A 22,155-nucleotide genomic window follows, 5' to 3' on the forward strand; every position below is an offset into this window, starting at 1 on the left:
TTAGCCAGACGCGATTGTGTTCCAATTAAGTTTCTGAAAAAGACTACCACCATCATTGCTTGGTTTTCGCGTCGGCAATAGTCTCAATTCAATACTTGATATCACCGTATTATATATCAAGTAGTTGATTTTTTCCTAAAATATATATTGATTTTTGTCAATATAAGTATAGTTTTGTCTATGAAATTGTCAACTTAGGACTTGCTCTATCGATAATCATCCCTTTGAATATCACGCAGACGAGCCGCATTACGGATATCATATTCGGGACGAGTGAAGCGATTTAATTGAGCCTCATAAAAGTCTCTATTCGCTTGTAAATGCTCAGGGTTGGGGTCATCTAAAGGATGACAAAGGGCAGTGCGTAATGCTTGAATAACCGCAGAAGTGACATTATACATTGAGCGTTGAAAACTAATTCCCAACTGAATCAACATATCTTCTTCGCCTCGACAATAACCTTTGTAGTAATCCACAAGATAGTCTGGTAAAAAGTGTAACATATCTTGCATCAGCAATGTGGGTGGAATACCCGCAGTACCGACTGGAAAAACATCTGCATAGAGAATTCCATAGTGGAAATCTTTTTGGTCTGTTGGTACTTGTCCGGCTTGAGCATTATAAGATTTTGTCCCTCGGAAGGGAGCGGTACGATAAAAAACAGCTTCTACGTAAGGTAAAGCCGCTTCATAAAGCCAGACAAAACCTTTAGATTTCGGAACGATTTCGTAGCATTCACCACGGATATAAACATGATGGTAAATCGGACGACTTGCTACTGCAAAAATTCCATTTACGAGAAAATCCATTGCTTCTGGAACAGTGGTAATTTTCCCTTCATCATACAAATCAGACATCTCAAAAAATACCGGAGCCATAACTTCCCAGAATAGCCCCAAATTAGAATAGTAGGACATTTGACGGCACTGTTCTATAAACATATCTGGGAACAGTTTATAAAGTCCCAACATTACGGGGTTTCCTTGGAAATAAGCTTTGATAGCCCTATCAGCATTAGCTTTATATTCTTCGGTGTCCAAGTAAGGGTCAAATTTACCACCCATACCTCTATGCCAAAGCATAGCCCGCATACAGGCTTCAGCAAATTCCATGTTGATGCGGTCATGGAATAAGTGATGCAATAACTTGGGCATTTTCGTGGTTTCACCCTTTTCTATAAATGCCAAAAGTTCAGGATGTGCAGTTGCTTCACCGCGCCAAACTCTCAACTCGGCATCATCGCCAGCATAATGATTATGCAGTTCTAAATATTCTTTGGGTAAGAAGTATTTAAAGAAGGGTAAGGGGTCTAAAAATACGTTTTCAGCAATATAGAGCAAGTCACGCCAGTAGAAATCCATTGGGACGGCGTAAGCTTTATAAATGCCGATAATTTGCATTAAGTTTTCTGGGGTATCTGGCAACATCGAACCACCAGCTTCTAGGCGATGAATTATATCAGCAAATTCGTGTTGGGAAGGAGGTAGTTTTGTGGTATAATTTTCTGGTGCTTGTACCATTTTGCCTCTGAATTTTGATTTTAATTTTCTGCTAATTACTGTTGATTTGGAAGAGATAATCAACCACAGATGTACACAGATGAAAGTTGATAATTATTTGAGAGCAATTTCAGCAACTATGGTTTTTTCTATTGGGGTAATTGTCGCTATCATTGCTGTGGTTGTCGGTTCACTCCAACGCACTAACCAAGTGGGTTGTATGCCTAAAAAGATAATCAGAACTGCTAAAACTATAGCGGGGATTTTTTCAGCCCAGACGACTTTGGGGTAGTAAGCTAAATTATTATCCAACTTGCCAAAGCAGGTGCGGTTGAGGAGGATAACGAAATATACTGCTGTTAAACCGCTAGAGGCGACACATAAAAGTGTGGGTAAGGGAAAGGCTGAGAAACTACCTTGAAATACAATAAATTCCGCCACAAATCCTGTTAAACCGGGAATTCCGGCACTAGCCATCCCACTGAGAACCAGTAAAGCACTAATGAAAGGTAAACCGCGAATAGGACTCATTAAACCATTGAGTTTGTCTAATTCACGAGTTCCCACTTTCGCTTCTATGACTCCGACTAGGTGGAAGAGAATGGCGAGAATTAAACCGTGGCTAAACATTTGAGCAACTGCACCCACCAGTGCTAAGGATGTGCTGGAGGCGCTAGCTAGTAATACATAACCCATGTGACCGATAGAGCTATATGCTACCATGCGTTTGATATCTGTTTGAGCGATCGCAATTACCGCCCCATAAATCGCACTAATAGCCCCCCAAATTGCCAAGGTGGGAGCTACCACACTCCAAGCTTCAGGAAACATCCCCATTCCAAATCGTAACAGTCCATAGGTTCCCAGCTTCGCCAACACCCCACCCAACAAAATCGCAATGGGTGCGGAAGCTTCAACATAAGCATCAGGTAGCCAAGTATGAAAGGGAACCAAGGGAATTTTAATCCCGAAGCCGATAATAATTCCCGTTAGGAGGAGTAATTGTAAACCTGCGGATAGGGTTTGTGTAGATACAGCATCGAAAGCAAAACTGGTAGAACCAGTGAGAAATACCATGCTTAAGAAGGTTGCTAAAATCAAAGCACCGGAAACAGCAGTATAAATTAAGAACTTAATACCTGCATAAGCCCGTTTTTCTCCTCCCCAAATCGAAATTAATAAATAGAAGGGGATTAATTCGAGTTCGTAAAACAGGAAAAATAACAGCAAGTTTTCTGCTAAGAAAGCTCCAGCAACACCTCCACTAACTAATAAAATTAGAGAGTAAAAAAGTCGGGGGCGTTCAGTTGACTTATCACTGCTGTAAATAGCAATCCAAGTAAGTAAACTATTGAGGATTAACATTAAAATTGATAACCCATCAACACCTATTTGATAACTTAAACCCAAAGTTTCATTCCAAGGAATATTTTCTTGAAATTGCATCCCCGGATTGCTGATATCAAATTTCAGCAAAATAAACAAATTCCAAAATAAAACTATACCTGAGACGATTAAAGCTATTAACCGAATCCGACTAGCTGCAATAAATTTACCGGGTAAAAACCCAATAATTACAGCACTAACAATTGGTATCCAAATGAGAAAACTCAACATATTCTGTAAATTCCCGCTCCATCTCTTTATCTGTGTGTATCTGTGTTCATCTGTGGTCAATTATCTCTTCCATTTATAACTCACCACAGAAACAGACAAATTAGCCATGAACTAAAAAATCAGACTTAAAAACTGTACTCCCCAGAATGGCCAAGTTACCCATGCACATAAACAGCCTACACCCACAAGCACAGTAAATGCATAAAATTGGGTTTGTCCAGAGTTACTGTATTTCAAACCTTCGCCACCTAACAGCGAAAACAACCCCACTAAATTCACGATACCATCGACTACAAAACGGTCAATCATATCAGCAAGTTTAGAAAGTTGAGCCACCCCAAAAATGATTGTCATGCGATAGAGTTTGGGTGTGTAAAAGTCGTAAGCAAATAAATCTTGTAAAGGTTTCCAAGGGAGGCGAATTGGTTTGGGAATATTGCCCAAATAAATGACAGCGCTAATGCTGCAACCAAAAATACTTGACCAAATCAGTAATAGGACGACATCCTTATTTAGACTTGCCCAATCAGGTAAGATCGATAAGCTTTGTAACACTAAAGGCAAATGTAGTACAAAGCCAAATAAAATCATCATGGGTAGCATCATCGGCCAATGAACTTCAGGCGATCGCTCACTCATTTCTTTAGCTTTACCACCGAAAATTAAGCCAAATTCTCTCGTTAAACTAAAGGCTGTTAAGGCGTTAACTAAAATAATAATTCCCACTAACCAAGGGGAACTTTCCCACAGTCCATCAGCTAATTTCACCAAAGCCCAAAAGCTACCTAAAGGGGGAAAACCAATTAAACCCAAAGTTCCCACTACAAAAGCTAACCCAGAAATGGGGCGACGTGTCCATAAACCACCAAGTTGAGTCACATCTTGGGTGATACCATTCCAAACAATACCGCCGGTACTCATTACCAAGAGTGCAGATGCTACAGCGTGAGTAAGTACCAACAATAGTGCTGTTTCTTCTTGTTGTGTACCTACAGAAATGAACACTAAGCCCATGTAAGCACTAACAGAATAAGATAAGCAGCGTTTTAAGTCAATTTGAGCGATCGCAATTAAAGATGCGCCCACAGCAGTCACTGCACCAATGGCGACAATAAACGCTGAAACCACAGGTGATAAAGTTAAGACAGGTTGCAGTTTAATTAATACCCAAGCACCACTCGCAACTACTACCGAGTTCCGCAAAATTGTACTAGGAACAGGGCCTTCCATCGCTTCATCTAACCACAAATGCAAAGGAAATTGAGCGCATTTACCCATTGGCCCGGCAACTAATGCTAAACCTACTAATGTAATCACCTTTGGATCTACTTGAGTATTACTAGCCCATACTGCTAACTCTGTATAATCCCAAGTACCTGATAAAGTCCATAAACCCAAGACTCCCATTAGTAAGAATAAATCTCCTACCCGCTTGGTTAAGAAAGCATCTCTAGCTCCAGTTACTACCAAAGGTTGACTAAACCATAAGCCCACCAATAGATAGGTTCCTAATGTGAGGACTTCCAAAATTACATAGCTAAAAAACAAATTATTGCACAAAGCTAAGGCACATAATCCCGCTTCAAATAATCCCAATAAAGAATAGAAGCGACCCCAACCCCAATCCATTTCCATGTAACCAATGGCAAAAATTTGGGCTAGCCAATTTAAGCCAGTTACTACCACCATTGCGCCTATACTTACCGAAGAAATTTCTAAGGAAATGGTGAGATTCAAACCTGCGGTAGATAGCCAAGGAATAAATATTTCTTGGGGTGGTTGGTTCCAAGTTGATTGTAAAGCTAAGACACTATGAACTAATGCCAAAAAGGTCATGATTAAATTTACATAACCTGCTGGTCTTGGGCCTGTTTTGCGAATGATTCCTGGTGACCAAGGAATCGCCAAAAGTCCACCTAATAAGGCATAGCAAGGAACTAGCCAAACAGTCTCCAGTAGAAACTGAGCCATGAAATTAACCTCTGGATTTGTAGCACAAATTAGCCATTCTGGGAGCAAATTTAAGGCTCTCAGTCAGCAATTGATTGTAAATAGACGAAATTTATTTTTGCTTAATATTATTTTTATTTTACCGTTATATTTACCAAAAAGGAATTATTTAACAAAATAAATCGATGATGTCTACTGTAATTAATTCTTATATAATCATTTTTGGGTATTAACCATAGATTATACTCTATGGATGAGGCTGGAGTTAATTTAGTATAACTGATTGAATTTTATCCGACACAAGGGCGGGCATCTTTGCCCACCCCACAAGAGTTTCACTATTGCTCTTTGGATCTCATCTACCTGCAACCTGCTGTATATCTCTTGACTGATAACTGATAACTGTTAATATTGGCTACCTGATTTGCGATGTTCAACAGCTTGAATTGTATCCGTACACAAGGGCGGGCATCTTTGCCCACCCCACAAGAGTTTCACTGTTGCTCTTTGTATCTCATCTACCTGCAACCTGCTGTATATCTCTTGACTGATAACTGATAACTGTTAACTGTTAATATTGGCTACCTGATTTGCGATGTTCAACAGCAGTCACACCATCGTTTTCTAACACTTCCCCTTGCTCGACCACGGCATAAATTAAGCATCTATCACCACATTCAAGTAGGTTGGTGACGGTACATTCTAAATAAGCTAATGCTTCAGTTAAGACTAAACAACCATTATCAGCAGTTTTTGTCTCCAGATTGGTAAAGGGATTTTCTCCTAATGTGCTTTGACGGAAAAAATAACGTCGTAAATTTCTATCTTCTTTGAGAATATTTAGCACAAATCTATCCCCAGGTTGACGCATTAAGTCTGCATTCTGATCTTGAGCAACAGCAATCATAATTCCTGGGGGATTAAATGTGGCTTGAGATACCCATGAAGTTAAAATACCTTTATGGCTTTCTAAATCACGGGTGGTGACTACACACAAAGAACCAATAATTCTGCCTACGGCTTGTTCGGTACGGTCGATTTTAGCTTCTGGAACGACTTGGCGGGGAGTACGCAGTTTCTTGGTTTTCTTTAAGGTTTGGGCAAAAGTCGCACCTGCGGCTTGACATTGTTCGAGAATTTCTTGTGTAGGGCTAAAGCGGACTCGAATTGTTTCAAAGCCTAAACGGTAGTTAGCATCTTTGAGTTTACCTTCAATTAAATCTATGGCTTCGCCACTCCAACCGTAGGAACCAAATACCCCAGCTAACTTAGTTTTCGCCGCCGTTGAGAGTATTATACCTAAAGCCGTTTGAATTTGGGTTGGTGCATGACCGCCTAAAGTGGGAGAACCGATAATAAATCCATCGCTAGCGTCGATTATCCGGGTAATGTCTGCGGGGTCTGCGAGTTCACAGTTGATGGATTCGACATTTACACCATTTTCAATTAAACCTTGAGCGATCGCATTGGCTAAAATTGCTGTACTGCCATAAGCAGAAGTATACAGCAAAGCGACGCTTAAATCTTGAGATTTTTGTGCTTGACACCATTGACGGTAATCATAAGTAAAACGACTGAGGCTATAACGCACCACTGGCCCATGACCAGGAGCATAACATCTAGCTCCCAACACCGCCAATTTATCTAAAGTTGCTTCCACTTGTTTGGCTTGGGGCGCATGAAGACAGTCGAAGTAATAATGACGTTCCGCGTCTAATGTTTTCCAGTCTTCATCAAATAAGGTATCTTCGCAAATATGCGCGCCAAAAAAATTTATCTGTGTACAGAATCTGGGTTACAGGGTCGTAGGTACAAAGACCATCAGGCCAACGAGGAGTAGGAACTGTGATAAATGTCAAGTGATGTCCTTGTCCTAAATCCAAAGTATCCTCAAAACGCACAGCTTGAATGCGTGATTCCCACTCAGGAAAATCAGTTTTTAAAGCATTCGCAGCAGGACGGGAGCAAATTACAATAGCTTGCGGTGCTAGGGAAAGCAACTTTTCCAGGGTAACTCGGCGGTTGGGGTTGACGTGACCGAGAATTATATAATCGAGACTAATGAAATCAAGATGTTGGGCTAGTTGTTCTAGGTAAATAGCCGTGAAAGATTCACCAGGAGGGTCAATTAACGCTTTTTTGTCAGCTTGAATTAGATAAGAATTGGCTGTAGTCCCCTTTTGACGGGAATACTCAATTTCAAATTTTAGACGTTCCCAAGTGCGCGATCGCAACATTAGCGTTTGTTCACCAATATTTGCCACTTGTACATCTCTGGGGCGACTGAATGTAACAACGGTCATAATATTCTCCTCAGTTGGGAATGGATATTAATACTCTTTGACTTTTGACTTTTAACCAGGACTTACGCAAAATCATGAAAAAACGAACCACATTCGCGTAGCGTCTCCCCTTCTCCCAAAGGGAGAGGCTAGCGCCAAGGGAGAAGAACGCGTTGGCGCTAGCCTCTCCCCTTCTCCCAAAGGGAGAGGCTAGCGCCAAGGGAGAAGGTCGCCAAGTGAAGAAGTGAAGAGGTTCAGAAATTATTTAGGACTGCTATATCATTGGGGATTGGGGATGGGGTTTCAATCTTAAATTGATTTAGTAATGATTGCCGATTTTGCGGTGATGAACTGTGGTCAGGGCGTTGACGTTGGCGACTCTACCAGTTTGGACAGTGCTGTAAATAACCCAATGGTCGCCACAATCCATGCGGCTGGTGATTTCACATTCCATATAGGCTAAAGCGTCTGCAAGGATGGGGGAATTATTACTTGCTGGATAAGTTTTTACTCCTTCAAAACGGTCTGCACCGGGAGCAAAACGCTTGAGGAAATGTTTCATTAATCCTTGATAGTTATCTTCTCCGAGGACATTTAAAACAAAGCGATCGCCTCGTTTCATTAAAGATTCAATTGCGCGTTCTTTAGAAACAGCAATGGCTACCCCTAAAGGTTTTAAACTTGCTTGTGTCACCCAAGAAGCCAACATCGCACTTTCAATTTCACCTTTTTTGGTGGTAATGATATATAATCCAGTGCTAATTCTGCCTAAAGCTTTTTCTAATTCGGAGTTAATGGATTTGATTTTTTTGATAGTGCGATCGCCTCCGGCGCGGCTTTGCCGATCGCGCGTCAACCATTGACCCATATCTGTACCCGCTTCTGCACACAATTGTTCTGCTCTTTCTCCTGGAGTTTCTTTAATTAAAATCGGGGGAAATGCTTCAAATAATCCTAATTCTTGAAACTTATTCCGTAAGGGATAAACAGGCTCATCTTCTCCACCACCAGACTCTAATAAACCTATTGATTGCTTCTGATGCACAGCCGCCAAAATAGTATTTAAAGCAGCTTGAGCCGTAACTGAATATTGGGATGGCATAGCAATCACTATACCAGAAGCTTGAGATACTAATTCTCTCACTTCTTGTGGTTCAGCACTATTGAGGTCTATCAATTCTACAGCTACACCTGTTTTATTACATCCCAGCCCCAAATGATGGGCTAAATGTTCACTATAGCCGTAATCTTCAGCATAAAACAAAGCAACTAATATCTCTGTTTTAGCTTGTTCTAAACTCCAGGTTAGATACTTGTTTAACCATTGGTGAATATGATGTTTTAAGAGCGGTCCGTGACCTGTAGCTACTGTCTTAATTTCTAAGTTTGCAATCCGTTTTAAAGCTGCTAAGACAGACCGGGCATTCGGTCCCATGAGACAATCATAGTAATATTTAAAATCTTCTTCAATCATGGAGAAATTTTCATCATAGGTATGGTCATCACAATAGTGCATCCCAAACACATCGCAGGTGTAGAGAATACCTGTTTTGTGATCGTAGGTCAAAATAGTATCAGGCCAGTGTAAGTTAGGTGCTGATATAAATTCTAATTGGTGATCATTACCTAAATCTAAACGTTCTCCGCTTTTGACCAGCAGCGATTTAAATGGCTGGTGAAGCATATTTTCTAGAAACTGAATTGCTACCCTAGAACCAACAATAGTAATCTCAGGCGCTAACTGCAAAATATCCTTAACTAAACCACTATGGTCTGGTTCCGTGTGGCTAACAATTAAATAGTCTATTTTATTGGGGTCAATTAAGCCCGCAACTATCTCAAGATATAGTTCCTCAAATTTGCGATGGGAAGTGTCAACTAAGGCAATTTTTTCACCTTGAATTAAGAAAGAGTTATATGTTGTTCCATTTCTTAAACCAAATTCCACATCAAAACGCTCCCGATCCCAATCGAGACAGCGAATAGCAGTGGTGTTATGGGCAATTTCTACTGTTTGGACAGTCAAACGTCCGACATTAATAGCTGGAGTATTTTCTGTAAGTATGACCATTGTTTTTCACCTAAAAAATATGGGGAATTCAGTATGCTTTTATCTTGAACTAAAAACCCTAATTAGTAAAATCGCAATTTCTCAAGCGATTGATTAGTAATATTTATTGTTTATTTGCATTGAAGCAGCATTGAATTTTGTCAATACTAACCATTTCCAAACTCTTATACTCACTTTGAGTAGTGAATAGTGATGAATTTTGGGCGTTATCTCACGCAGAGGCGCAGAGGCGCAGAGAATCAGAAGGAGTAATATTTAGAGGGTTTGGAAAATGCAATTTCAGACGGTGAAAGAACATTGTATCATCTACCACCAAGAAACTATCAGCCAGGACATGATGTGCCAATGAAAAGGCATCCCATTGTTTCTATTCATCAGGTAACTGGCAAGAAAGGATTATATCTTGGTTCAGATACCTCAATTCCTGTGGGTATGGAGGATAAATTGGATTTAGCAAAACAGTTTTGGCAGGATTTGTTTGAAACTGTTCTGGAGCGCACACCAGTTTATACTCATATATGGCAACCTGGTGATCTTGTTGTTTGGGACAATTCGCAAGTGATGCACGCTGGTATTCCCTACGATGCTAGCAAGTATAAACGCGTTGCTTTACGTGTAGGATTGGTGGACAACAGTTGATATTTTCTACTGTTTGGCAGCAATATCAGAAATGTTAATCATCTTTTATCCGGATTAATCTCGAAACGAATGAATAGTACTTTAAATTAAGTCCCCATGCCTAAAAAATTATGGACATACCTCAGCGCGTATCAATTCGCTACAAAGATACGTCCTACAATAGTAATGAAATCCGCTTAAAGACTTTCCGGCTTGGTTTTCAAATATGGGATGAACAAACCAAAGCCAGACAGACTGAACTTTATGATTTTATCTTCTCTGGCTTAAAACAAGTTGACCGCCAAGACCGTTATATGTTTTCTTTGCTGTTTATCGAGTTAGCAGAACTCATCCGCAACTCTCAGCTAGACAGAAGTATGAAAGAGGTTTTAATTAAAACAGCTTTTAGTGAGTTTGCTTACGCGTTAGCAGATTTTGAAAATGCGAGTAAATAACAATTTATGTTTTGCAGGGGGTTTGATTTATTGTGGAGAATGTCAGATTTTGCCAGACATAATTAACCACTTTTAAATATCAGATGCAACCCCACAATTGGAAAAATTTATTGTTTTCTATTTGGTTAGCTTCCAATATTACAAAGGGTTGTGGTATTGCGGTAAATACGGCTTTGGCTGTAAATTTAGATATGGAAAATACTGGTAATAGTCCACGGCTGAATGAGTCACTCCAGCTAGAATTACAGCCAAGGGATTTTTTACCATTTTCCCCAATACCAATTGAGCAACTTTTGCATCAGTCTCAGAGAGATAAAGCTGAAAGGCTAGAAAGGCTAAGACGGCGGTTGCGTGTGGGAAGACAGCCAATATCTGATGAGTCAGATAGGTTTCAGGAAATGGGGTTGCGGGTGCGCGAGAAACCTTTGCCTGAGTTGAAACCTATAGGCAATTTACAAGCTCGTTTCGGTTATTATCATACCAGCAATGTTTTTTCTTCTGATGTTAACCCTATAGAAGATGGTTTGATTTCTTTTGGAGTGAAACTAGCTTCTGTATATTTCCCTTTGGGATCTCAGACTTTTGTGAATGGCTCAATTGATGGTAGCTTGGGTCGTTATGTCAACCAATCCATCTATAATTACAATCGGGCAAAATTTTACTTGAGTGTTTACCAACAGCTATCGCCACGAATGCATGGAACAATTGCCTGGAGTAATCAACAGTTGTTCTATGCTAAGAATAGCGATCGCTTTTTAAGTGAAAATTCTCTGTCGCTGTCTTTAGGACGACGAGACCCCCTCACTCCACAATTAACGCTCAATAGTTTTTATGAGTTTAAACTAAATTTTGCGGAGCCAAATAGCCGTAGTCGGATGATCAATTCTGGGCGGGTTTCTTTAAACTATACATTACAACAGCCTCTGAAAGTCGGTCTGAATTACCAGTTAAAGTTTTCAGACTTTACACAACGACAACGAAATGACTATTATCATCAGCTATATGCTAGCTTGATTTACCAAATATCTGACTCTAGCAAGATTAATTTACAGAGTGGCTGGAGATTTGGTGATTCTACAGACAAGAAGATTAATTTTGATGGCTGGTTTTTTAGTATTAATTATAATTGGCGATTAGGTCAGTTTTGACTCATAACTAATCCAGTCACTCCAACTACCAGCATAAAGTTTTCCTGTGTGAATATTGGCTAGTTCCAAAGAAAGTAAATTCACACAAGCAGTTACACCAGAACCACAGTAAACTAGAATTTCTGCGGTTTTTTCTAGTTTCTCCCACCGTTGGCGTTGCTCTGATGGGGAAAGTAAATAACCAGAAGAGTTTGTAATTTCTTGCCAAGGATAGTTAATAGCACCGGGAATATGACCAGCAATTGTATCTATTGGTTCTCGTTCTCCTCGGTAGCGATCGCTTTCTCTGGAATCGACTAAAGCTACTTCTGGTAAATCTTTGCGACTTTTCACAGTTTCAAAATCTACTAACAATTCTGGTCTAATTTTGGGTATAAAATTACCTGACTTGGGTAGCGAAATCACATTGGTAACAGCATAACCAGCTTTTTGCCATGCTGTAAATCCTCCATCTAATACAACTACTTGCTCATGTCCTAGATAACGTAATAACCACCAAAGACGAGATGCAAAAGCCAAGCGCGAATCATCATAAGCAACAACTAAAGTGTTTGGGGAATTTACTCCAATTGCTGATAATTTGTGAGCGAGATCATTGACATTAGGTAAAGGATGTCTACCGCCATGCTGACCTACAGGACTGGAAAGATCCTGATTCAAATCTAAATAATAAGAATTCTCGATGTGACTTGCTTGGTATTGTTGTTTTCCTAGTTGAGGATCAGCAAGAGAAAAGCGACAATCTACAATGACGATGTGTGGATCATGAAGATGTTCAAAAAGCCAAGTTGGGGAAACAACCAGTTGGGTATTATCCATAATTACTCAAAATATATATCTCATTAAAATTGCTATGCCAGAGTTAGAAAATTTATACCACAAATCACAGCCGATGGTTCATTTACATTTGTCTCCCAAGAGTTTGGTGAATTGTTTCATAGCCATTTTGGAGCGAAACAGGAAAGTTTTTGGAAGTTTGTAGTTCCTACTAAATTAGTCAAATATGCTCACAAACGAGTTTTGCGGCTATGAGATATTTGTTATGGTCTAGGATACAACACAGCTGCCGCATCAAACTATATACTGATTCTGAGGACTGCAAGCATCAACTGTAATTCACATACCAGCTACTTTTACAGCAAATTTTTAGAAGTTTTTATAATTTAGATTACCAAATGTAAAATTTGTATCTTAAACTACAAATTTTATTGTATTTTCTGAGATAGCGATTTCCATTTCAATCGGTACTACAAGAATTATTCGACCACAGATAATATAACCTAGCAGACTAGGAAATGCTGTATAGGGCATAAAAAAAATGATGTGGTTTTCTCTGAAAAATATAAAAAAAATCAACTCTGAATACAATACTTTGATTTTGATAAGCTGGCAAAAATGATGATATTTGATGGCAATTGTATGTGAAGTGATTTCAGTACAAAACCTAATTTAACATTTGGGGTAATTAATTATCATGGAATTAGAAATTACTAAATTTGAGAGGAAATTTTTATTATATAAATATGAAGTAAATATTAATATTTATATAGCTGGTGGAAAATTTTGATAAAAGCTGCCAAAATTTTGTATATGCTTAAATAGGCTACCAAATAAAATTTATTAACTAACAAATAAAATTATTTAATTATTAGCGATTTTCACAAATTAGCTCAGAATGGCTATAGTGTTCTCATGGCAGATGAAACTACTATCTATAGTTAGACAAGTATCCTGAAGCAATGTCTGAAGGTACGATTATTGTTAACTGTAATATAGTTAAATAGTAAAACTTGTATTTACAGTCCAACACTGTTAACTTTTTGAAAAAAGTGGGGTGAGATCGTGATTTCATGGAGTTCCAACTATACAAACTCTACTGAAGAAGAATTTGGAGGTTCGCCCCCCATAAAAAAAGTAAATAATATTGACAACAATCATGGATTAGAATTGCAAAATTTGGCAGGTTATCCCTTAAACTTATTTGAGGAACACCTTTTGCTAGAAAAGTCAAAAATAGCACCTGCTGGGATGAACAGTGATATTTATGGTTACGATTCTTTAATATCTATAACTCCACAAGCCACAGCTTCTACTGTAGTGAACAGTGTTGATTCAGAATTGCCGACAATTTTAGTGGTTGATGATCATACCATGAGTCGGATCAGTGCTGCTGCCCTTTTGTCGATGGAAGGATACGAAGTGATTGAGGCGGAAAGTGGTCATACGGCTTTACTGATGGTGAAACAAAAACAACCAGATTTAATTTTACTGGATGTGATGATGCCGATCATGGATGGGTTTGAAGTGTGTCAGAGGCTGAAGCAGGATGAACATACTAGGCTCATACCAATAATTTTTATTACAGCCTTAAATGACAGGCGATCGCGCATCCGGGGAATTGAAGTCGGGGCGGATGATTTTCTGAGCAAACCTTTTGACAACGTAGAACTAACAGCGCGTGTTAAGTCCTTAGTGCGTCAGAAGCGCTTGAATGAAGATTTAGACCACGCAGAGAAAGTGCTGTTTTCGATTGCTAGAGCCATTGAAAGTCGTGATCCCAATACAGGCGATCACTGCGAACGGCTAGTCAAAATAGGACAGGCTTTTGGGGAATACCTCCATCTCTCACGCTACCAAATTCGAGATTTAATGTGGGGTGGTTATCTTCACGATATCGGCAAAGTGGGTATTCCCGACGCGGTGTTACTGAAAAAAGGCAAACTCACCCCCGAAGATTGGATAATTATGAAGCAGCACGTTTTGATAGGGGAACAAATTTGCCTACCACTTCGTAGTATGCAGGGTGTCATTCCCATTATTCGCAATCACCATGAGCGCTGGGATGGATCAGGCTATCCAGATGGATTAAAAGGGGATGATATTCCTTATCTGGCACAAATATTTCAGATCATTGATATTTATGATGCCCTAACTAGTGAACGACCTTATAAAAAACCGTTTAGTTTGGAAGAAGCAATATGTATACTGCAGCAAGAAACTGATTCAGGTTGGCGCAATCCCAAACTGGTACAGCAGTTTATCGAGTTTATCTCCTACCGATGTTCCATAGCCTCTGTCTAAGAAATTTTGGTGTTGGTTAGATTAACTGGTATAATTTGAGCCTAAATATATCAAAATATCAAGCGCGAAAACGTAGTTAACTAATAGCTGATAGCTAAATTATGGTAGTTGTAGCAATTCTAGCGGCGGGACGTGGTACCAGGATGAAATCACACCTACCCAAAGTTTTACATTCTTTAGGTGGGCGATCGCTCGTTGAGAGAGTTCTTAACAGTGTAGAACCGCTTTCGCCTTCACGGCGGATGGTGATTGTGGGATATGAAGCCCAAGTCGTCAAAACAGCCATGCACTCCCTTAACTTGGAGTTTGTCGAACAGACTCAACAACTGGGGACAGGTCATGCAATCCAGCAATTATTACCCCACCTTGAGGGTTACACAGGGGATTTGCTGGTACTAAATGGCGATGTACCGTTATTACGCACCCAAACCCTCAAACACCTATTACAAACTCACCAAGAACATCAAAACGCCGCCACCATCCTCACCTCACATCTACCTGAACCCCAGGGCTACGGTCGCGTTTTCTGTAATAGTGAAAATGTAGTACAGCAAATCGTCGAAGATAAAGATTGTACTGCGGCTCAAAGACAAAATCGTCGAATTAACGCGGGAGTTTACTGTTTTAAATGGCAGGAATTAGCGAAAGTTCTGCCCCAATTACAGGCAAATAATGCCCAGAAAGAATATTACCTCACCGATGCTGTCACCCAAGTGGGCAAAGTCATGGCTGTTGATGTGGAAGATTACCAAGAAATTCTCGGTATCAATGATCGCCGACAACTAGCAACGGCTTACGAAATTTTACAAAACCGCGTCAAAGAAAAATGGATGATGGCTGGTGTAACCCTGATTGACCCTCACAGCATCACCATTGATGATACAGTAGAATTACAGCCAGATGTGATTATTGAACCTCAAACTCACCTGCGGGGAAATACTACGATTGCCACAGGGAGTTGCATTGGTCCTGGGAGTTTAATTGAAAATAGCCAATTGGGTGAAAACGTAACAGTGCAGTATTCTGTAGTCACAGATAGCATTGTGCAGACAGGAAGCCGAATAGGCCCTTATGCTCATTTACGTGGTCATGCAGTAGTAGGTGCTAATTGCCGAGTGGGTAATTTTGTAGAGTTAAAAAATACTCAGTTAGGCGATCGCACTAACGCCGCACATTTATCCTACTTAGGTGATACCACCACAGGTACTAAAGTAAATATTGGTGCAGGTACAATTACTGCCAACTACGACGGCGTAAAAAAACATCCTACCCACATAGGCGATCGCACTAAAACTGGTTCCAATAGTGTTTTAGTAGCACCAGTCACTTTAGGAGACGATGTTTATGTCGCAGCAGGTTCAACTGTCACCGAAGACGTACCTGATAATTCTTTAGTAATTGCCCGTAGTCGTCAAGTAGTTAAACAAGATTGGCAAAAGAAACCACTTGACAATAAAACCACTTCATGATGTGTAAAAAAGCGCCGCATATCTGGTGATAATTACAAAAGCGGCGCTTGAAACATTGGAAGCAAAAATCACAATTCCCACAGAAAAACCCTCAGCGAACCTCTGCGTTAACCTTTGCGAACCTTTGCGTTTCAAAAATTCTCTAAAACTCAAGCACAGCCAACTAAATCCCCATTATTCCATTCCAAAGTATCACCAATGCTTGTGCCATCGTGGTAAGCAGCAAGTAAAACCTCACTAGTTTTCCCCCATGATATAGCCCCAGAAGCATCTAAAGCGATCGCGCCCAAATCGCGCTGATTCTTACTAGCTTCGGTAAACGAGCGCTGCATAGCATCTTTGAGAAACATTCCATCAGTCACCCGCACCACAATCTTGGCGGCTAAACATTCATCAATGATATCTTCCCCAATGCCAGTACAGCTAACTGCTGCATGACTGGTAGCATAATTACCTGCGGGCATAGCAGAATCACTGACTCTACCAATGCGCTCAAAGCCTTTACCGCCAGTAGAAGTACCAACAGCCAACCCACCGAATGAATCTAAAACAACCACACCGATAGTGCCACGTCCAGCATTACTGCTTTCCACCAATTCCGGTTCCGCAACCACACCAGCCATTGTGCTTTTAAAATTATCCTGGCGCTCTTGCATCCATTCTTTTAATCTTAAATCAGTTAAAGCATTGAATAAAGGAACTTGTAACTCCCGTGCCAATTCAGCAGCACCATAATCAGAAAGTACACGATCTGGCGAACTTTGTAAAAAGTGTACCAACTCAATGGGATTTTTTACCCGCGAAATATTAATTACACCACTAAAACGCCCTGAAGTGCCATCCATGAAGGAAGCACTCATGCGGATTTGACCATCAGATTGCAGTACCGAACCCGTACCAGCATTAAAGCGGGGGTCATCTTCTAACATTTGGCAACCCAGCAACACCGCCTCAGATGCAGCTGCGCCTGACAGTAGGAGAGAATAAACTGCCTCTACTACCGGATATAGTGATCGGCGCACCGATTCTAATCCGCCTTTACCGTGGAGAGAACTACCAGCTCCGCCATGAATAATTACTTTAGGTTGCACCTGTAAATTCATTTATCTATAACCCTTGCGCTATTTGCGTATCAATTGCAGTTGGTTTTACCATAAAATGAGTATTGGTTATGAAAAACCTTTTTACTGGGGAAGGCGGGCAGGATGCCCACCCCACGGCAGGATGCCCAACCCCACAATATGACTCAACCCGCCCGTACATCCAGTTCCTTTAATTTTTAGTCTCAGAACGCCGACGACGGCAACGTTCTGAGCAGTATTTCACCTCGTCCCAACAATCTTGCCATTTCTTGCGCCAAGTGAAGGGACGTTGACATACCGGACAAATTTTTGTGGGTAGGTCTGATTTAGAACGAACTCGTCCCATGATGAATACCGTGGAGATGTGAGTGGGATTTTTGAAAGCAATGGAAAATTATTATAACGAGTTTGCGATCAAGGGAGGATAGATTAAAAATAATTTCCTAATAATTTTTGACAGCTAACGGCAAAATTAAACGGCTGACTACCCGACTATCGGGTAACTGATAAATATGCAATTCTCCTCCTAGCTGCTGCATGAGGTTTTGGCAAATCAGCAGATGTAAGCCGGGAGGTTGGTCGAGAACCGAGAGCGCTAAGACATCCTTGGGTGTATTTTGATCTAACTCTGCCAGTAGCTGTGTTTCAATGATGCCATTATCTGTAATGGATAATTCTAATAATTGCTCATCTGAACGGCGACACCAGATATCAATTCTGCCTCCCCTTTGAGAACGGTGACAGGCAAATACTAATAATTGATGCAGGACTAATTCAAATTTGACAATATCACCAGCGATCGCCATTGGGGAAGGATAGCTTGAGGTGTGAATTCCTTGCAGGAATGAAGAATTATTAACTGATTCTTGTTCTGCACCCGATTGTCCTAAACCATGCACACTCACCCATAACTTGTGTTGCTGAAATAAAGTTTCTACTCGTTCGAGCGATCGCTTGAGTAAACTAGAAATGGGCATAGTCTCCCCACTCTTATGTAAATGCCATTGTTCCTGTTTGAGCAATCCAGTCATGGAGGCGGTTGTCTGGTCTAACTGCTGCAATAGTAACTGGTAACGTGTCCGAGTCAGATCATGACTAGGAATACCCAAATCATGTATTTGTCTGAGTAACAGCGCTGTGGTTCTTTGAATTTCCTCAAGACGACTATGTTTATACCAATTGAGTTGTTGTAATTCCAGGTTCCTAGACTCTAAAAGTTGGGTAATTCGCTGTTGACGACGTGACCACGCGAATTGATTCAGCAGCGTTTGTGTCGCATCGAGACTTAGCTGTAACCATTGACGTTCCTTAGAGTCTGCTATCACCACTACGGCTGTGGGTTCATAAATAGCAGCAGTACGTAATGCGATGATTAAAATTTGACCAATTCCTGGACCATTCAACCATGCTCTGGTTGCCGGTGGTAAATGCTCTACGGCAAAATTCAGATAACCATTTTGGGAAAGCGCCCACTGGATGAGAGCTTCATACTCAATAGTTACTTGTGCATCCGCAACAATTGCAAATTGATCATCAGCAATTGGCTTGACTATAATTTCTGCATCGGTTTCACCAGAAGACCAAGATAACATCAGTACCAAGGGACAGCCGAGAATAGATGCGATTTGTTCGAGAACAGTTCTTTCTAAATCCTTAGCGGCGGTTGCGTCTGTTTGACTGGGGTCGCTTTGTTCGAGAATCCGCAAACATTGCTGAATACTATACAATACCTTTTGTTGGCGCTCATTATCACTTCGCAGTTGCCATTGCTGGACAATCACACCAATTTGTTGACTCACAACCCACAGCAGTTGTTTTTCTAAGGTTGACCAAGTGCGATAAGTTTCGTGAGTGATCAGTAGCAGCACTTTTGGTGCATGACCTTGAGTACAATTACAAATTAACAGCGATCGCACACCATTTTCTAGCAGAGAATTTCGCCAGTTAAAAAACCGCAGATCTTCATCCAATTTCTCCACTTCTACTGCACTGGTAGCAGATTTCAATAAAGAACTATCCACTTCTACGAGATTATGGAAATTGAATGTCAAAAGTCGGCGTTTATGAGGTTGGCTTTGGTAGATAATTTGATAATTATTCTGATCAAATTCGTATTGTAATACTAAAAAGCGGGTAGCAGCTAGTCGCTGCAAAACTTGTGTCGCACAGGTGGACAAAGTTTCGTTTAAATCATCTTTGTTATAAATAGCTTGGGCAACTTGACTAGTCAGCTGCGTATCATCTTGAATTTGTTGAATGGTGGTTTCCATGCTGTCGATAGGAGCAACCAAAGAAATTAGCCCCGCCGCACCTTGGACAAAATTTTGATCCGCTTCTGCCCAAATTCGTGGTTCATTACCTTCTACAGCCAGAAAACCGAGTAGATCCTTTTTCCAGATAATTGGTGCTGCTAATAGCGATCGCACCCGCAAGCGTTGTAACAATTTGGCCGTAAAATGGCTTTTGAGAGAACTACGTGCATCACCAATCCACACAATTTCATTCACTGACAAAGCATAATACAATTCGCTCAACTCCAGCACCGTCATTCCGGCTGCTTGTGTGGAATCGGGAGAATTACGCCCCATATTCGCCAGATGATTGCTCATCCGACACCAAAAGTAACGCCCTTGTCGCTCAAACCAATAAATATTTGTCCGACTGGGAGCGACAAATGCATGAGTTGCTTCTACGACTGCTTTCAGCCTTTGATCTAGATTATCAAGGACACGTAAATTTTCTAGTAATTTTAATAATGGTTCATTAGGCTGTTTAGTTTGCTGTTTCTGTAAATCTATCTCTTTTTGATACAGTATTGCTCCTAGTGTCCCTAGAACTATTGTCAATCTTGTCTTGGAGTCTCCTGGTAATAAGTAACCCCAACGTTGTGAACCGAGTAATAGTAAACCTAAAAACCGATTTTTATGGCGAATTGGCCAAAAAATCGTGCCTTGGATGTTAAATTTTTTGCCAAATTCTTGCCATATTGCGGCACGGGGTTCGTTACGTAAATCTACTACCCCTAATGGTCCTTGTTCAATAACGACTTGCTCTAATATGTCGCCGGGATTAAGCACAACCTGTTTATATAAAAAATTTGTGTTTTTATCAGGTATAACGCCACCTTTGCCACATAATGTGTGCTTATGGCGATCGTAAACTGCAATCCAAATCACACTATAGTCAAACTGTTTTTGGATATAGGAAATAGTAGTTGAAATTAGAATGTTAATATCATCCTCTTCTCTCAAGCTTTGGAGGACGTTGTTCAAGGCTACAATCTGTTGTTCGTCAGTGAAAGATTTTTGTGGTTGCCCCATCTGAATTATTGATCAACTTAGCTTGTAATATATTAAGATGCCCAGAAAAAGATCCTGAATTCAGATAACTACGGATAATTACTGTAACTTCTGGGTAAATTTACATGGATATCTATCAAGTTGCAATTAGTCCACTATTATTCAATTTTCTCAAAACAGATCCAGAGTGGTTACATCAGCAGACAATTCGGAGTTTAAGCTGGCTATCACAAACCAGCAACCCTTCTGCTCATTGGGTAAATCAACGTCTCCAGCATTCTTTGTGTCTGAAAGATCCACGCCTGGGACAAAATTTGTTTGGGCTAAACTTCCCTAATCCTTTAGGGCTAGCAGCCGGTTTTGATAAAGATGGAATTGCTGCTAACATTTGGTCTAGCCTGGGTTTTGGCTTTGCCGAATTAGGAACTGTCACCTTTGTAGCACAACCAGGAAACCCGCGCCCCCGGTTATTTCGTTTACCATTGGATCAAGCTGCTCTCAATCGTATGGGTTTTAATAATAGCGGAGCTGCCGCAATGGCTGCAAGGTTAGCACAAGACCGACAAGAGTTAGCCTGCTCTATACCCATAGGGATAAATTTGGGTAAATCTAAGGTTACACCATTAGAGGCTGCCGCAGGAGATTATCTTAACAGTTTTCGTTTACTCAAAGAGTTGGGCGACTATTTTGTAGTGAATGTCTCTTCTCCCAATACTCCAGGGTTGCGATCGCTCCAAGATGCTTCTATGCTCAGTGCTATCTTGGATTTATTACACCAGGAAAACCCAGCACAAAAACCGATATTTGTCAAGATTGCCCCAGATTTAGAATGGGAGGCGATCGCTGACATTATTGCTTTAGCCAAAACTTACCAACTAGCCGGAATTATTGCCACCAACACCACCATCCGCCGTGATGGATTAAAAACTCAGGTAATTAAACAAACCGGCAAATCACCCCTGGATGAAGCCGGCGGAATTAGCGGTGCGCCAGTACGCGATCGCTCCACTGAAGTCATCCGGTTTATTTGGCAGCAAACCCAAGGAAAAATCCCCATTATCGGCGTTGGTGGCATTTTTACCCCAGAAGACGCTTGGGAAAAAATCACGGCTGGTGCCAGTCTAATTCAAGTATATACCGGCTGGATCTACCAAGGGCCGATGATGGTACGCCGCATTCTCGAAGGTTTGCTTTTATACCTGGAAAAAAATAAGTTAAATTCCATCACCGAAGCCGTAGGTACGTGTGAAAAAAAGTAAGGGAGCAGGGAGCAGGGAGCAAGGGGGAGTTTGAGACAAAATAACTCCCTTTGCTCTTGGTTAACTTTCCTGCTATATAAAACCTAGACAAAACTAGACTTTACTTTCTACTTCAACGGGAGCATGGGAGCAGTTATCCCTCAGTAGACTTTCACGCCTTAGCCAGACGCGATTGTGTTCCAATTAAGTTTCTGAAAAAGACTACCACCATCATTGCTTGGTTTTCGCGTCGGCAATAGTCTCAATTCAATACTTGATATCACCGTATTATATATCAAGTAGTTGATTTTTTCCTAAAATATATATTGATTTTTGTCAATATAAG

14 protein-coding genes and 1 pseudogene are annotated in these 22,155 nt (G+C 40.6%); 6 read left to right on the top strand and 9 right to left on the bottom strand.

Annotated features, from left to right (window positions below; translation table 11 throughout):
• Nucleotides 1–206: 206 nt before the first annotated feature.
• From NSP_RS12635 to NSP_RS12660, 5 genes and pseudogenes are all read right to left on the bottom strand, one after another.
• A complete protein-coding gene (locus tag NSP_RS12635; protein WP_006197301.1) occupies nt 207–1,520 on the bottom strand; it encodes a CO2 hydration protein in 1,314 nt (437 codons plus the stop codon).
• Between the two features lie 93 nt (nt 1,521–1,613).
• A complete protein-coding gene (locus NSP_RS12640) occupies nt 1,614–3,116 on the bottom strand; it encodes an NADH-quinone oxidoreductase subunit M (protein WP_006197300.1) in 1,503 nt (500 codons plus the stop codon).
• A 111-nt stretch (nt 3,117–3,227) separates the two neighbouring features.
• Nucleotides 3,228–5,087: an NAD(P)H-quinone oxidoreductase subunit F gene (locus NSP_RS12645; protein ID WP_006197299.1), complete on the bottom strand. Its 1,860-nt coding sequence runs from the start codon at nt 5,085–5,087 to the stop codon at nt 3,228–3,230.
• Nucleotides 5,088–5,637: 550 nt separating this feature from the next.
• Nucleotides 5,638–7,369: pseudogene (locus tag NSP_RS12655) on the bottom strand (diflavin flavoprotein).
• A gap of 298 nt (nt 7,370–7,667) precedes the next feature.
• Nucleotides 7,668–9,419 (bottom strand): diflavin flavoprotein, encoded by a 1,752-nt coding sequence (locus tag NSP_RS12660; protein ID WP_006197296.1) that lies wholly within the window; start codon nt 9,417–9,419, stop codon nt 7,668–7,670.
• Nucleotides 9,420–9,683: 264 nt separating this feature from the next.
• Here NSP_RS12660 and NSP_RS12665 point away from each other — a divergent pair, with 264 nt between their 5' ends.
• The 3 genes from NSP_RS12665 to NSP_RS12675 all read left to right on the top strand — a co-directional run bounded on the left by NSP_RS12665 (nt 9,684) and on the right by NSP_RS12675 (nt 11,640).
• Complete coding sequence (locus NSP_RS12665) at nt 9,684–10,058, top strand: TauD/TfdA dioxygenase family protein (RefSeq protein WP_006197295.1); 375 nt, start codon at nt 9,684–9,686, stop codon at nt 10,056–10,058.
• A 110-nt stretch (nt 10,059–10,168) separates the two neighbouring features.
• Nucleotides 10,169–10,492 carry a hypothetical protein gene (locus tag NSP_RS12670; protein WP_006197294.1) on the top strand — a complete coding sequence of 108 codons (324 nt, stop codon included), beginning with the start codon at nt 10,169–10,171 and terminating at the stop codon, nt 10,490–10,492.
• Nucleotides 10,493–10,602: 110 nt separating this feature from the next.
• Entirely contained in the window at nt 10,603–11,640 is a 1,038-nt protein-coding gene (locus tag NSP_RS12675) for a hypothetical protein (protein WP_231859461.1), read from the top strand.
• Here the strand turns inward: NSP_RS12675 and NSP_RS12680 are convergent.
• Nucleotides 11,626–12,459, bottom strand: a complete 834-nt coding sequence (locus tag NSP_RS12680) for a sulfurtransferase (protein WP_006197292.1) — start codon at nt 12,457–12,459, stop codon at nt 11,626–11,628. The genes NSP_RS12675 and NSP_RS12680 overlap by 15 nt on opposite strands.
• Nucleotides 12,460–13,482: 1,023 nt before the next feature.
• On the opposite strand from NSP_RS12680, the gene NSP_RS12685 reads away from it, so the two are divergent.
• Nucleotides 13,483–14,721 carry a response regulator gene (locus tag NSP_RS12685; RefSeq protein ID WP_006197290.1) on the top strand — a complete coding sequence of 413 codons (1,239 nt, stop codon included), beginning with the start codon at nt 13,483–13,485 and terminating at the stop codon, nt 14,719–14,721.
• A gap of 101 nt (nt 14,722–14,822) precedes the next feature.
• Complete coding sequence (gene glmU, locus NSP_RS12690; protein WP_017804117.1) at nt 14,823–16,190, top strand: bifunctional UDP-N-acetylglucosamine diphosphorylase/glucosamine-1-phosphate N-acetyltransferase GlmU; 1,368 nt, start codon at nt 14,823–14,825, stop codon at nt 16,188–16,190.
• Between the two features lie 149 nt (nt 16,191–16,339).
• Here glmU and NSP_RS12695 read toward each other — a convergent pair whose 3' ends face one another.
• The 3 genes from NSP_RS12695 to NSP_RS12700 form a co-directional block, all read right to left on the bottom strand.
• Entirely contained in the window at nt 16,340–17,293 is a 954-nt protein-coding gene (locus NSP_RS12695) for an isoaspartyl peptidase/L-asparaginase (protein WP_006198611.1), read from the bottom strand.
• A gap of 169 nt (nt 17,294–17,462) precedes the next feature.
• Entirely contained in the window at nt 17,463–17,618 is a 156-nt protein-coding gene (locus tag NSP_RS24180; RefSeq protein WP_006198610.1) for a DUF2256 domain-containing protein, read from the bottom strand.
• 97 nt (nt 17,619–17,715) lie between these two features.
• Complete coding sequence (locus NSP_RS12700) at nt 17,716–20,592, bottom strand: sensor histidine kinase (protein ID WP_006198609.1); 2,877 nt, start codon at nt 20,590–20,592, stop codon at nt 17,716–17,718.
• Nucleotides 20,593–20,696: 104 nt separating this feature from the next.
• Between NSP_RS12700 and NSP_RS12705 the strand changes: the two genes are divergently transcribed.
• A complete protein-coding gene (locus NSP_RS12705) occupies nt 20,697–21,830 on the top strand; it encodes a quinone-dependent dihydroorotate dehydrogenase (protein WP_006198608.1) in 1,134 nt (377 codons plus the stop codon).
• The last annotated feature ends 325 nt before the right edge of the window (nt 21,831–22,155 follow it).

This window comes from Nodularia spumigena CCY9414 (genome assembly GCF_000340565.2).
GTDB lineage: Bacteria > Cyanobacteriota > Cyanobacteriia > Cyanobacteriales > Nostocaceae > Nodularia > Nodularia spumigena.